This window comes from Nonomuraea sp. bgisy101 (genome assembly GCF_057708945.1).
The window spans coordinates 243,639-256,532 of sequence record NZ_JBYITD010000007.1 but is presented as its reverse complement, the minus strand read 5'-3'; the positions used below and the strand labels follow the sequence as shown (position 1 = coordinate 256,532).

At 72.5% G+C, this 12,894-nt stretch carries 15 protein-coding genes; 8 read left to right on the top strand and 7 right to left on the bottom strand.

From position 1 onward, the window contains the following. The first annotated feature begins 38 nt into the window (after positions 1–38). The 3 genes from AC3EO4_RS15835 to AC3EO4_RS15825 are packed head-to-tail and all read left to right on the top strand — an operon-like array spanning position 39 to position 3,156. The gene (locus AC3EO4_RS15835) at positions 39–1,256 is read left to right on the top strand and encodes an MFS transporter (RefSeq protein ID WP_431896234.1); all 1,218 of its coding nucleotides are present in this window, start codon (positions 39–41) and stop codon (positions 1,254–1,256) included. Between the two features lie 10 nt (positions 1,257–1,266). After that, positions 1,267–2,796, top strand: a complete 1,530-nt coding sequence (locus AC3EO4_RS15830) for a gamma-glutamyltransferase family protein (RefSeq protein WP_431896232.1) — start codon at positions 1,267–1,269, stop codon at positions 2,794–2,796. Positions 2,797–2,838: 42 nt separating this feature from the next. After that, positions 2,839–3,156, top strand: coding sequence for a DUF5709 domain-containing protein (locus AC3EO4_RS15825; RefSeq protein WP_379573786.1), 318 nt, complete (start codon positions 2,839–2,841; stop codon positions 3,154–3,156). Here AC3EO4_RS15825 and AC3EO4_RS15820 read toward each other — a convergent pair. The 3 genes from AC3EO4_RS15820 to AC3EO4_RS15810 all read right to left on the bottom strand — a co-directional run bounded on the left by AC3EO4_RS15820 (position 3,153) and on the right by AC3EO4_RS15810 (position 5,009). Continuing rightward, positions 3,153–3,812 (bottom strand): HAD family hydrolase, encoded by a 660-nt coding sequence (locus AC3EO4_RS15820; protein ID WP_379573785.1) that lies wholly within the window; start codon positions 3,810–3,812, stop codon positions 3,153–3,155. The two genes, AC3EO4_RS15825 and AC3EO4_RS15820, sit on opposite strands and share 4 nt — an antisense overlap. A 257-nt stretch (positions 3,813–4,069) precedes the next feature. Next, complete coding sequence (locus AC3EO4_RS15815) at positions 4,070–4,480, bottom strand: DUF5360 family protein (RefSeq protein ID WP_379573784.1); 411 nt, start codon at positions 4,478–4,480, stop codon at positions 4,070–4,072. Then, a complete protein-coding gene (locus AC3EO4_RS15810; protein WP_379573783.1) occupies positions 4,464–5,009 on the bottom strand; it encodes a TetR/AcrR family transcriptional regulator in 546 nt (181 codons plus the stop codon). Before AC3EO4_RS15810 ends, AC3EO4_RS15815 begins: the two co-directional genes overlap by 17 nt. Before the next feature lie 91 nt (positions 5,010–5,100). Between AC3EO4_RS15810 and AC3EO4_RS15805 the strand changes: the two genes are divergently transcribed. Further along, entirely contained in the window at positions 5,101–7,014 is a 1,914-nt protein-coding gene (locus AC3EO4_RS15805; protein ID WP_431896229.1) for a Xaa-Pro dipeptidyl-peptidase, read from the top strand. Between the two features lie 43 nt (positions 7,015–7,057). Here the strand turns inward: AC3EO4_RS15805 and AC3EO4_RS15800 are convergent, their stop codons facing one another. Beyond that, complete coding sequence (locus tag AC3EO4_RS15800; RefSeq protein ID WP_431896228.1) at positions 7,058–7,858, bottom strand: DUF4253 domain-containing protein; 801 nt, start codon at positions 7,856–7,858, stop codon at positions 7,058–7,060. 53 nt (positions 7,859–7,911) lie between these two features. Here AC3EO4_RS15800 and AC3EO4_RS15795 point away from each other — a divergent pair, with 53 nt between their 5' ends. Genes AC3EO4_RS15795 through AC3EO4_RS15780 form a run of 4 tightly spaced genes read left to right on the top strand, consistent with a single transcriptional unit; the run spans position 7,912 to position 10,245 of the window. Continuing rightward, positions 7,912–8,085 carry a hypothetical protein gene (locus AC3EO4_RS15795; protein WP_379573780.1) on the top strand — a complete coding sequence of 58 codons (174 nt, stop codon included), beginning with the start codon at positions 7,912–7,914 and terminating at the stop codon, positions 8,083–8,085. A gap of 2 nt (positions 8,086–8,087) precedes the next feature. Next, positions 8,088–9,068 (top strand): sensor histidine kinase, encoded by a 981-nt coding sequence (locus tag AC3EO4_RS15790; RefSeq protein ID WP_379573779.1) that lies wholly within the window; start codon positions 8,088–8,090, stop codon positions 9,066–9,068. Continuing rightward, positions 9,065–9,664, top strand: a complete 600-nt coding sequence (locus AC3EO4_RS15785; protein ID WP_379573778.1) for a response regulator transcription factor — start codon at positions 9,065–9,067, stop codon at positions 9,662–9,664. The genes AC3EO4_RS15790 and AC3EO4_RS15785 overlap by 4 nt, the downstream gene beginning before the upstream one ends. Next, positions 9,661–10,245: an HAD-IA family hydrolase gene (locus AC3EO4_RS15780; RefSeq protein WP_379573777.1), complete on the top strand. Its 585-nt coding sequence runs from the start codon at positions 9,661–9,663 to the stop codon at positions 10,243–10,245. The genes AC3EO4_RS15785 and AC3EO4_RS15780 overlap by 4 nt, the downstream gene beginning before the upstream one ends. A 63-nt stretch (positions 10,246–10,308) precedes the next feature. Here the strand turns inward: AC3EO4_RS15780 and AC3EO4_RS15775 are convergent, their stop codons facing one another. The 3 genes from AC3EO4_RS15775 to AC3EO4_RS15765 form a co-directional block, all read right to left on the bottom strand. After that, positions 10,309–10,788, bottom strand: coding sequence for a VOC family protein (locus AC3EO4_RS15775; RefSeq protein ID WP_379573776.1), 480 nt, complete (start codon positions 10,786–10,788; stop codon positions 10,309–10,311). A gap of 70 nt (positions 10,789–10,858) precedes the next feature. Next, positions 10,859–11,506, bottom strand: a complete 648-nt coding sequence (locus tag AC3EO4_RS15770) for a TenA family protein (protein ID WP_379573775.1) — start codon at positions 11,504–11,506, stop codon at positions 10,859–10,861. A gap of 230 nt (positions 11,507–11,736) precedes the next feature. After that, positions 11,737–12,870, bottom strand: a complete 1,134-nt coding sequence (locus AC3EO4_RS15765) for a TIGR03118 family protein (RefSeq protein WP_379573774.1) — start codon at positions 12,868–12,870, stop codon at positions 11,737–11,739. Between the last annotated feature and the right edge of the window lie 24 nt (positions 12,871–12,894).

Here is a 12,894-nt window from a genome sequence, read left to right as displayed (position 1 = left end):
TCAACTCTCTCGGTACATTCCCAAGAGATGGTCTCCCCTTGCTCTTCGCTTCCCTCAAGCACCGTAATTACCGTCTATGGGCAGCCGCCGACCTGGTCTCCGTGACCGGCACCTGGATGCAGGTGCTGGGCGTCAACTGGCTCGTCCTGTCCGCCACCGGCTCGGCGACGAGCGTCGGGCTGAGCCTGGTCCTCCAGGCGCTGCCGACGCTGGCCTTCGGCCTGTGGGGCGGCGCGCTCGCCGACCGGCTGCGCGCCCGCCCCGTCGTCGTCGCCTCGCAGGTCGCGCAGGGCCTGCTCGCGGTCGCGCTCGCCGTCGTGGCCTTGTCGGGGGTCACCTCCGTCCTTCCCGTCTACGGTGTGGCGCTGGCAGGCGGCCTGGTCACCGCGCTCGGCGGCCCCGCGCTCGGCCGGTTCGGCGCGGAGGTCGTCCCGCCCGCCGACCTGCCCAACGCCATGGCCCTCGGCTCGGTGGTCAACTCGGCCGGCCGCATCCTCGGCATGAGCCTGGCGGGCGTGCTGATCCCGGTCACGGGGCCGGGCGGCCTGTTCGTGATCAACGCGCTGAGCTTCCTGGCCGTGATCGGCGCCATCGCCGCGATGCGCGCCGATGAGATGCACGAACTGGCCCAGGCCCCCGCGGGCGCGAACGGGATCCGCGAAGGCCTGCGGTACGTCCTGCGCACCCGGTGGCTGCTGGTGGTGCTGGCGCTCTCGCTGGTGCTGGGCAGCCTGGGCCGCAACTACCAGGTGACGATGGCCGCGATGGCGGCGGGACCTCTCGGCGCGGGCGCCTCCGGCTACGGCCTGCTGTCCACGGTCTTCGCCGTCGGCACGGTCCTCGGCGGCGTCTTCGCCGCGAGCCGGCCGCGGCTGACGATGCGCCTGCTGCTGGTCACGGCCTTCCTCAGCAGCGTGGCACAGGCGCTCAGCGGCCTGATGCCCGAGCTGTGGACGTTCGCCGCGCTGCTGCTGCCGATCGCCGCGGGCGCGGTCGTCATCGACACCACGGTCGGCGCGCGGGTCCAGCTCGGCAGCCCCGACGAGTTGCGCGGCCGGGTGATCTCGGTACTGGGCCTGGTGAGCGCCGCGTCGGGCGCGCTGGGCGGGCCGCTGCTCGGCTGGCTGAGCGACGCCATGACTCCCCAGCTCGCCCTGCAGATCGGCGGTGTGGGCACCACGGCCGCCACACTGCTCGCCGCGCTCGCGCTGGCCAGGATCACAGGTGTCAGAATCCTTCGTCCGAGGACCGCGTAAGGTCAGATCCGTGCAAAACACCCGCTATGCCCGATCCGGGATGGTGTGCAGCGTCGACCATCTCGCCTCCGCCGCCGGCCTGACCATGCTCGACCGCGGCGGCTCGGCCGCCGACGCCGCCGTCGCCACCAACGCGGTCCTCACCGTCACCGCGCCCCACATGTGCGGCCTCGGCGGCGATCTGTTCGCCCTCGTCCACGACGGCTCCGTCAGCGCGCTCAACGCCTCGGGCCGCGCGGGCTCGGGCGCCGACCCCGGCAGGCTCCGCGCCGAGGGCCACACCCGCATGCCGCACCACCACGACATCAGGTCGGTACCGGTGCCCGGGTGCGTGGACGGCTGGATCGCGCTCCACTCCCGCTACGGCAAGCTGCCCATGAGCACCGTGCTCGCCCCCGCGATCGCGCTGGCCGCCGACGGCTTCCCCGTCTCGCCGCTGCTGGCCCCCAACACCTCGATGGTCGGCCACCCCGACTTCGCCGGCGGCTTCACCCCCGGGCAGCTCATGACCAGGCCGGGCGTGGCCCGCACGCTCGAGGCGATCGCCGCCTCCGGCAGGGACGGCTTCTACCAGGGCGAGTTCGGTCACGGCCTGCTGGAGCTGGGCGGGGGCGAGTACACGGCCGACGACCTGGCCGAGCCGCTGGCCGACTGGGTGGAGCCGCTGCGCGTGTCGGCCTTCGGCCACGACGTGTGGTCGATGCCGCCCAACTCCCAGGGCTACCTGCTGCTGCTCTCGCTCGGCATCGTCGAAGGCCTCGCCCTGCCCGCCGCGCCCGAGCATCCGCTGTGGGCCCACCTGCTGGGCGAGGCGGCCAGGATCGCGGGCCACGACCGGCTCGCCGTGCTGCACGAGCACGCCACCGACCTGGTGTCGGCCGCCGAGATCGAGCGGCGGCGCGCGCTGGTCGACCCCGCCACCCGCCTGAAGGTGCGCGGGCTGACCGCCGAGGGTGACACGACCTACCTGTGCGCGGTGGACGGCGACGGCATGGGGGTCTCCCTCATCCAGTCGAACGCCTCGGGCTTCGGCAGCCTGATCGTCGAGCCGAGCACCGGGATCAACCTGCACAACCGCGGCATCGGCTTCTCGCTGACCCCGGGACATCCCGCCGAGTACGGCCCCGGCCGCCGTCCCCCGCACACGCTCACCCCCGCGCTCATCACCAGGCCGGACGGCTCCCTGCGATCGGTCGTGGGCACGATGGGCGGCGACGCCCAGCCGCAGATCCTGCTGCAGGTCATCACGAGGCTGCTGAAGCACGGCCAGACGCCCGGCGAGGCGATCGGCGCGCCCCGCTGGCGGCTGGCCACCGGCGGCACCGGGTTCGACACGTGGGAGTCTCCCGACGAGACCGTCGTCGAACTGGAGGAGGGCGCGGGCTGGGCCGACGGGCTCGCGGCGCTCGGTCACCCGGTGGCGGGCCGGCCGTACGGGACCGGTTTCGGGCACGCGCACCTGATCGACGTGCTGCCGGGCGGGGTCCTCGCGGGAGCCGCCGACCCGAGGTCGCTGATCGGCGCGGCGATCGGCCGCTGACCGCCGGAGGGTTCCGGTCGTGATGGCGGGTAGGCAGTGACTATGACCGAAACACCACCGGACCGCTACGGACTCAGCGACGAGCAGGAGATAGAGGTCGAGGGCTGGACGGAGGACCTCGGCATCGACCACGTCATCGAGGAGGACGACCCTGGGCACCAGGACACCGCGGCCGAACGGCTCTGGCGCGAGGCGCCCGACAGGGTCAGGACGCCCCGCGAGGAGCACCGGCTGGTGGCGCCCGACGAGGGGCTGGGCGCCGATGTCGAGAGCGAGGAGATCGGTGAGGACGTGGGGGCCGACTCGGGTGACCTGTCCGCGGAGGAGCGGGCGGTCCGCGTCGACCCCGAGAGCCTCTAGTCCGTTCCGAGGCGCCGCAGGGCGGGGAGCACGCCGTACAGGTCGTCGATGACGACGTCGGCGGCCGATGCCTCCACCCTGTCGGCGTGGAGGTAACCCCAGGGCCCCCTGCGAAGGAGCGCGGTCCGCATGCCCGCCCTGCCCGCGGGCAGCACGTCGTTGTCGAGCCGGTCGCCGACGTACAGGATCTCCTCCGGACGCATGCCCGCCACGGCGGCGACCTTCGCGAAGAACTCGGGGGCGGGCTTGGCCACGCCCCAGCCTTCCGAGGTGTGGATGGAGTCGGCGGGCAGGTCCATGGCCAGCAGCGCGTCGTACGCCCTGGCGGGCTGGTTGCCCGCGATGATCACCTGGACCCCCGCCTCGCGCAGGCCCCGCAGGGCCGGGCGGACGTCGGGGTAGAGGTCGTCGGCGTCGAAGTGGTTGCGCAGACCGTCGGGCTCGTCCTTCTCCCATGCGGCGATCTCGGCCTCGATGTCGAGACCGGGGCGCAGGATCTCGAAGGCGTCGCGGTGCGAGCGCTCCAGGGCGGCGGTGCCGCCGAGCACGCCCATGAAGGCGAACCTCGACACGCCCAGCCTGTCGGCCCAGCGCGACCAGATGCGCGTCTCGTCGATCAGCGTCTCGCCGACGTCGAACACCGCTGCCTTGACCACCGTCTGACCTCCTTCGTCCGGCCCAACTCTACGGACTCCCCTCCGGTCCGCCCGCCCCGGCCTCGGCGGGACCGGGCACCCGCCGGTCAGGGACGGGCGCGGGACGAAGTCGCCCGGAAAGGAGTCGCCCGGAAAGGAGTCGCTCAGGACCACGCCGCTCGGGACCGGGCCGCTCGGGACCGGGCCGCTCGGGACCGGGCCGCTCGGGACCGGGCCGCTCGGGACCGGGCCGCTCGGGACCGGGCCGCCCTCGAGGGTCAGCCCGACGTGGGGGCGGGCCTGCGGCCGGCGGCGGTCAGCCGGACGATCGCCGGGATCGGGAACAGCAGCAGGTAGAGGTTCGGGATCCACCAGGCAGGCGCGAAGTCCCCTCGCAGCGTCCAGAACGCGATCGCCATCAGCCCCGAGGCCATCGTCAGCACCAGCGACACCAGCATCAGCGGCTCGCCTCGCGTCCCGCCGCCGCGCAGCAGCCACAGGCTCGTCAGGCCCGTCGCGCTGGCCAGCAGGTCGATCCAGAGGAACGACCAGTTCCAGTCCACCATCAGCGGGTTGGTGTAGTCGGCGAACGCCCAGGCGGCGGGGATCAGCCCCATCCCCGTCACGGAGAAGTACAGGACGAACCCGACGTCCGTCACCAGCATGAGGGTCTTAGTCGTTCTCAGCACGGTCGATCAGCTCCAGGAGGTAGCGGCGGGTGCTCTCGTGCAGTCCGGGCTCGGGTTCGCCGAGGCCCAGCAGCCTGACCGCCCACCAGCCGTCCACGGCCAGCCGTACGGCGGTCGCCACGGCGGGGTCGATGCCGTCGTCGGTCAGCCGCGCCTGCCAGGCCGCGAACCGCTCGCGCAGCGGCGTGAGCCCCGCCGGATCGACGAGGATCGCGGCCAGCAGCGCCGCCGTCACCCTGTCCGCGGGAGCGTCGGTGCGGGTCTTGGGGATGGTGGCCTCGACGTAGGCGCGCAGGAAGTCTCCCGGCCCGCTGCCCGCGGCGGACAGCGCGGCGTCGAAGGCCGCGGTGAGCCGGTCGACCATGGCGGCCACCATGGCCTGCTTGGTCGGGAAGTGGTAGAACAGCCCGCCCTTCGACACTCCCGCGCGCTGCGCCACGGCTTCCAGCGTCAGCGACTCGGCCCCGTCGGTGAGCAGCACCTCGGCGGCGGCGTCGAGCAGCCGCTCTCTCGAACTCGGTCTCGGCACGATTCCAAACTATACCGGCCAGCCGGTGAACTATGAAAGGTGATCGACACGCTCGATCATGGTGAGTCCCCCCGACCCCGGGAGGACCCGCGTGTCACGCTTACGGGCGACCCTCATCGCGCTGACCCTCGTGGCGACCACCGCGCCACCCGCCCAGGCCGCCGCCCCCGCGACCGCCCCGGCCATCACCATCGACGGCGACCGTTCACAACCCGTCTTCTCCTACGCCGACGCCGTCCGCGAGCACGTCTACGTCGAGTCCCCGATCGACAGCGACGCCGATGGCCGCCTCGACAGGGTGCGAGTGGACATCATCCGCCCCAAGGAGTCAGGCCCCTCGCTCAAGGTCCCGGTGATCATCGACGAGAGCCCGTACTACGACAACTCGGGCCGCGGCAACGAGGCCGAGCGCAAGGTCTACGACGCCTCCGGCAACCCGGTGAAGTTCCCGCTGTTCTACGACAACTACTTCGTCCCGAGGGGCTACGCGGTCCTCAACGTGGACATGCTCGGCACCACCAAGTCGGACGGCTGCCCCGACACCGGCGGGCAGGCCGACGTCCTCGGCGGCAAGGCCGTCATCGACTGGCTGAACGGCAGGGCGAAGGCCTACCGCGCCGACGGCTCTCCCGCCGAGGCCACGTGGGCCACGGGCAAGGCCGCCATGATCGGCAAGTCGTACGACGGCACGCTGGCCAACGCCGTGGCGGCCACCGGCGTCGAGGGTCTGGAGACGATCGTCCCGATCTCGGCGATCAGCTCCTGGTACCGCTACCAGCGCTCCAACGGCGTCGTCTACAACTACGACTACGCCTCGTGGCTGGCCAACGTCGTCGACACCGACCCCGACGCCAGGTGCGCCGCCGTACGGGCGAGGATGGACGCGGAGGACGGCGACGACACGGGGAACTACAACCCGTTCTGGCGGCTGCGCGACTACGAGAAGGACGTCGCCAACGTGAAGGCCAGCGTGTTCGCGGTCCACACGGTGAACGACCTGAACGTCAAGCCGGACAACTTCTCGGCCTGGTGGCAGGCCCTCGGCCGTCGGGGCGTGCCGCGCAAGATCTGGGTGGGCCAGTACCAGCACGTCGACCCGTTCGACTTCGAGGGCAGGCGCGACGTGTGGGTGGACACCCTGCACAGGTGGTTCGACCACTGGCTTCTTGGCGTGCGCAACGGGATCACCCGCGAGCCCGTCGCGGACGTGCAGGTGGGCCCCACACAGTGGATCACCGAGCGGGACTGGCCCGCACGCGGCGCGCTGCGGATGCCGCTGCGCCCCGCCGCCGACGGCAGGCTCGGGCTGCTGCCCGCGCGCAGGGGGACGACGGCGGCCTTCGCCGACGTGCGGATGCCGGAGACCGAGATGGTGGCCGACGTCGGCACCGCCAAGCCGGGCCGGGTCGCGTTCACCACCGGCGCGCTCCCGCGCGACCTGCGGCTGTCCGGCACGCCGGTGGTCGACCTGCGGGTGGCGCTGGACCGGCCGACCGCGAACCTCACCGCTCTGCTCGTCGACTTCGGCGACGCCACCCGCGTCGACTGGCGGCGCGGGCAGGGCATCCGCACGCTGACCGAGGAGGACTGCCACGGCGACTCGAGCGCGCAGGACGACGGCTGCTACCGGAAGGTGGCCACCAACCTGGCCACGCGCCCGCTGGAGATCGTCGCCCGCGGCTGGATCGACGTGCAGAACCGCGACTCGCTGTCCTCGCCCAGCCCGCTGCCCGCCGGCGAGTACGGCAGGGTCGCGTGGGACACGCTGCCGCAGGACTACGTCTTCAGGAAGGGCCACCGCCTCGGCCTGGTGCTTGCGGGCACCGACGCCACCTACAGCGGTGAGACGGCCACGGGCGCGACCGTGACCGTCGACCTGGCCGGCAGCAAGGTCACCGTGCCCTTCGTGCTCAGCGCGCCGCTGACCGAAGTGCCGGCCGACGCGACGAGGTGGTACGGCCCGCAGGAGGTCGAGCTGCCCACGCCGGAGAACGCGTTCTACTGACCGGAAGGGGACCGCGCCGCCGTGTCGAGCCTCACGGCGGCGCTCAGTCCCACCAGAAGGACCACGAGTACTGCCCGATGATCTGCTCGGCGTAGCCGTAGAGGTCGCCGGCGCCCTGCACGACGTTGTCGGGGCAGAACGCCCAGTGCTCGGCTGCGACGTGGACCGCGTGCTCGGGAGTGACAGGGGGCGCGGCCACGCTCAGCTCCAGCGTGTTGAACCCCATCGCGACGACGCGGGCGCCGAAGCGCTCCTCCCAGCTGCGCACCACGGCGGCCAGCGGGACCATCCACTCGTTGTGGTGCAGGGCGCCCTGCCAGCCCATCACGACGAGCGTGTCGGCGCCCCTGCGGGCGGCGGCCAGGCCGAGCGGCATACCCCGACCGGCCAGCACCCCCGCATACCAGTCGGCCACCAGCCCTGGGTCGCCGCGCAACTGGCCCGGGTCGGCCAGGCCGGGACAGATCGGCCCGAACGGCTCGATCTCCGCGAGCGACTCGACGGGCACCTGGGACACCCAGTCCTGCCACACCTCGGTCATGAACCCGGCCGCGGTGAAGGTGTCGACGAGGTCGGGTGAGTCGGGCGCCACCTGCGCCGACGACCACGGCTGCGCCGTCTCGTCGAGCAGCACGGGCCACAGCCCCGAATGCGGGTGCTCGGCCCGCATCGCCGCCCACAGCCCTTCGGGCGCGGGCTCGTCGCTCATCCAGAAGGCCGGACGCCTGGCCGTCCCGTCCGGCCACACGACCTCGCCCGCGGGCAGCCCGAAGGAGAGCGACCGCCCGCGGCCACCGTCTTCGAACAGCCGGCAAAGACTCGCCGGTAGCTGGTGCGTTTTCATGTCTCGGACGATGGTAATGCCCCGGGACTTTCGTCCTGATGAACACGGGATCGATGAATCTTCGGCTGATGCGGGCGATCCGCGACCCTGGAGGGGTGAGGATCCTGCTCGCTCCCGCGTTCCCGCTGGTGGGGCGCGCGGCCGTTCCCGGCCGGATGGCTGGATACTGGACGGGCGCCGCCGGGCCCGGCGTTTCGGCGAGCACCGTCCGGCGGTACTGGAGGTGAGGATGCGCCCTTTCTACGTCTGGGTGGCGGTGGCCTACTTCCCGGCGTACGAGCTGGCCCGCGCGCCGACGTGGGGCGGTGCGCTGGGCCTCGCCGTCGTGGTCGCGGCCTACCTGCTGTCGATCAGGCTGGCGTCGTGGCCGTTGCTGGTCCTTCTGGCCGTGGCGGCGCTCTCGACGGGCCTGGCCTACGGCGGCAAGTGGCTCTACCTGCTGCCGCTCGTGTCGATCGCGTGCGGGATCGTGGTGCGGGGGCGGGCGCTGCCGTACGCGCTGGCCGCCATCACGGTCGCCTCGATGCTGGTGACGCTGCGGGCGGGCGGCGGCGAGGACGGGGTCGCGGCCGTAGCGTGGGGCACGTTCATAGCGGGCGTCGTCGTGCACCTCACCATGAGGCTGTCGGAGGCCAGGGAGGAACTGGCCAGGGCCGCGGTCTCGCGGGAGCGCGAGCGCTTCTCCCGCGACCTGCACGACCTGCTGGGACACACGCTGTCGCTCGTGGTGGTCAAGGCCGAGGCGGTGCGCAGGCTGGCCCCGCGCGACGCGGGCGCCGCAGCGGCGCAGGCCGCCGACATCGAGGAGATCGGGCGCAGGGCGCTGAGCGAGGTCCGCGCGGCCGTGGCGGGGTACAGGGGGCGCGGCATGGCCGACGAGCTGGCGGCCGCCCGCCTGGCGCTGGAGGAGGCGGGCGTGCGAGCCGAGGTCGCGCCGTCGGAGGTACGGCCGCCGCCCGACGCGGACGTGCTGCTCGGCTGGGCGGTCAGGGAAGGGGTGACGAACGTCATCAGGCACGCGAGGGCGACGAGGTGCGTCATCTCGGTGAGGGACGAGGGTGACAGGGTGGTACTGGAGATCGTGAACGACGGGGCGGGCGCCTCGTTCGTCCGCGGCAACGGGCTGAAGGGGCTGGCCGAGCGGGGCGCCGAGGTCGACGCGGCCGCCGAGGGCGGCAGGTTCACGCTCAGGGTGGCGGTCCCGGCGTGATCAGGGTGTTGATCGCCGAGGACCAGGGCATGATGCGCGACGCGCTCGCCCTGCTGCTGGGCATGGAGGACGACCTGGAGGTGGTCGCCCAGGTCGCCGACGGCGACGAGATCGTCGCCTCCGCGACGGCGGTGCGGCCCGACGTGGCGCTGCTCGACATCGAGCTGCCGGGGCGCAGCGGCCTCGACGCCGCCGCCGACCTGCACAGGGCGGGGATCGTGGTGCTGATCCTGACGACGTTCGGCAGGCCGGGCTACCTGCGCAGAGCCATGGAGGCGGGCGCGGCGGGGTTCCTGGTGAAGGACGCGCCCGTCGAGGAGCTGGCCGGGGCGATCAGGAGAGCCGTGGCCGGCGAGCGGGTCGTCGATCCCGCGCTCGCCGCCGCGGCCCTGCACGCGGGTCACAACCCCCTCACCGACAGGGAGCGCGAGGTGCTGTCGGCCGCGCTCGACGGGTCCACGATCGCCGACCTGGCCGTCAGGCTGCACCTGTCGGAGAGCACGGTGCGCAACCACCTGTCGTCGGCCATCGGCAAGACGCACACCAGGAACAGGATCGAGGCGGCGAGGCTGGCCCGGCACAATGGATGGTTGTGACCTCCTCCTACGACGCTGTTCTCAGCGACCTCGACGGCGTCCTGCGCCAGTTCGACCACGCCGCGCAGGCCGACATCGAGGCCCGCTACGGCCTGCCGCTGATGAAGACGGCCTTCGCACCCGAGCGCATCCTGCCGGCCACGCTCGGCCGGATCACCGAGGCGCAGTGGGTCGAGTCGATCGCCGAGGCTCTCGGCGGCGACGAGCGGGCCAGGCAGGCCGCGGCCGAGTTCGCGCAGGTGCCGTTCTGGGTGGACGAGAAGGTCAGGGCCCTGCTGGCGAAGGCGCAGGAGCGGGTGCCCGTGGTCCTGCTGACCAACGCCATGGACACCTTGGAGGCGCACCTCGACCTGCTCGGCCTGACCCACTTCGCCGACGCCGTGGTCAGCAGCGCCAGGGTCGGCCTGGCCAAGCCCGACCGGCGCATCTACGAGCTGGCCGCCGAGGTGGCGGGCGTCTCGCCCGAGCGCTGCCTGTTCGTCGACGACCGGCTGGAGAACGTCGAGGCCGCCCGCGCGCTCGGCATGATCGGCGTGCACTTCACGGCGGCGGCCGACCTGGCCGAGGCGCTCGGCCACTGAACCGGGCCGGCCACTGAACCAGGTCGGCCGCTGAACCAGGTCGGCCGCTGGGCCGAGCGACCGCTACGAACGGTCCTCGGTCCCGAAGCCGTCGAGCGACTCGCGCTCCTCGAGGGCGCGCAGTTCCTCGAACACCGAGATGTGGAGTCCCGCGGGCGCGTCGAATCGCGCGTTCAGCGACTGCCACGGCGTGACGGTGGGGGGCGCGACCTCGTCGGCACCGGCCGAGAGCAGCCGCTCGGTGGTGGCCCGGGCGTCGTCGACCTCGAACGCGACCCGGATCTTGGGCGCCACCTGGCGGCCCACCTCGACATCGTCGATCATCCGCTTCTGCGCGGGGTTCGCGATCTCCAGCGTGGCCCGCCCCGCGTCGAGGATCACCACACGGGCGCCGTCCCCGCCGGAGAAGGCGGCCTGCTCGGGCAGGCCCAGCGCGTCCCGGTAGAAGGCGAGGGCGGCCTCGTAGTCCTCCGCCTCGACGACCAGGCGGAGCTGGCGAACCGTCTGCGGGCCGTCGTTACCCGAGTCCTTGGACGGGGTCATGGGGTCTCCTCCTCAGCCTGGGCTGTGTGTGGGGGCATCGGTTGCGATCGGACGGCGCATGGCCGCCGGCTCAGCCGGCGGCCATGTCGAAGAAGTGCTTCTCCAGTTCGACGGCCCTGCGGAAGACGCTCAGCACCTCTTGCCTGCCGTCCTCCCCGAGGGCGGGGCCGAGCCGGTCGAGCTCGCCCCGAAGGAACGCCACCCACTGCCTGAACGCCGGCCCCTCGTGCAGTTCGATCCATTCCCTGTACACGAAATCGTCGGGGTACGGCTGGGCCGCGCGCGAGGCCCAGCCCAGGTAGGTCCACTCCGCCACGCACAGCACCGCCACGATCAGCGGGTAGTCCTGGCTGGTCCTGGCCTCGTCCATCAGTGTGCGGAAGTCCTCGGTGACCGGTTCGAGCACGGCCGGTCCCGCGTCCGCGCCGAGAGCCTCGAGCGCCCGGTGGAAGTAGGTCTTCTCCTCGGTGGTGGCGACCTGCCCGAGGAACTGCCCGTACGGCACGCGGGCGTCGAAGCTGTCGGCGCACGCCACCGCCGCGCCGAGCAGCGCGGTGAAGGTGTCGACGAACTGGAAGTCCTGGATGAGGTAGCGCCGCATGTCGTCGGCGGCCGCCTCGCCCGTGCTGATCGCCGCCGCGAACGGGTGGGTGACGACCTCGGTCCATGTGGGCTCGCACTGCGCGCGCAGCCACTCGCTGAAGTTTCCCTCGCTCACGAGCGCACTTTATCTCCATGATGTCGATCACGACCGCCGAGGTGACCGGAGCGCGGCGTGTCAAGACCTGGATGAGCGGCCTGCGCTGAACGGCGGGCGTCCGGTACGGCCCGCGCCGGCCGTACCGGACGGTCAACAGCGCCCCTCCCCGACCGCGCCCGCCGCGGGGGGACCGGCACCCCTGAGAGCCGGTGCGCGGGGGCGGTCTGCGGGACGGCGGAGGCGGTGCGTCAGTAGCCGTATCCCGAACCAGGGGTGGAGGCGGCGGGCGACGGGACGGGGTTCGACGTGGACGGCGTCGACGACGGCGCCGACTGGGGTGCGCGGGCGCCCGCGGGGCGGATCAGGCCGAGCAGGCCGTGCTGGGCGCCCTCGATCCCGGCGGCGAACCAGAGCGCGTTCTCGCCCCCGGTGGCGGCCGTGCCCGGCTCCAGGTCCCACAGGCCCGGCAGCACGATCGCGCGGCCGTTCCCGTCGCGCAGCGGGCCGAGATGGCGGCCGTTCCTGAAGGCGTGGATCCAGCCGTCGCCGAAGTTGCCGACCAGGATCGCGCCCGCGTACTGCCCGAAGCCGCGCGGCGCGACGGTCACGGCCCACGGGGCGTTGAGCGGGCCGCGGGCGGCCAGCCGCCCGGTGAAGCGGCCCGAGGCGTCGAAGCGGCTGACGAAGCCCTTGCCTCTGCCCGCGACGGACTTGCCGGTCTGGGCGTCGCGCAGCGCGTAGGAGACCCAGACCGAGCCGCGCGCCACCGAGACGTTGAACGGGGAGTACCCCTCGGGCAGGAACGGGTCGCGGAACTGGCGGTGGGCCAGCCGTACGCGACTGAAGTCGTCGTCGAAGACGTGGACGCGGCCGCCCGCGAAGTCGGCGGCCAGCAGGAACGCGCCCTCCTCCGTCTTCATCATGGCCAGGCCCTTGTAGTCGGCGCCGCGGGTGAAGGCGCCGATGACGGCGTTCTTGGGATCGGCTTCGGCGTTCCACCCGGTGATGGCGCCGCTGGGGCTGGAGAAGATGAACGTGGCCGGTTTTCCCTTCACGGTGAAGCCGTCGGTGGGGTTGAAGACCTGCCCGGTGGGAGCGCCACCCGGCACGTTGACCTCGGTGGCCTCCTTCTTGCCCGCGCCGGAGTAGACGGTGGCGACGCCGGTGCCGGTGGCCGAGACCCACAGGGTCTTGCCCATGGCCAGCCCCCACGGGTTGACCAGCTTGGGATCGGTGACCTGCGCCCTGCCCCTGATGTCGGACACCAGGTTGACGACGTCGAACCTGCTCCTGGTCTGACTCGAGACGAGACCGGCCGACGCCGGGGTGGTGGTGCCGAGGATCAGCGCCGCTGCGCAGAGTATGACGATGCGTGGCCGCATCCTGCCTCCTTGGTATGTGCGCTT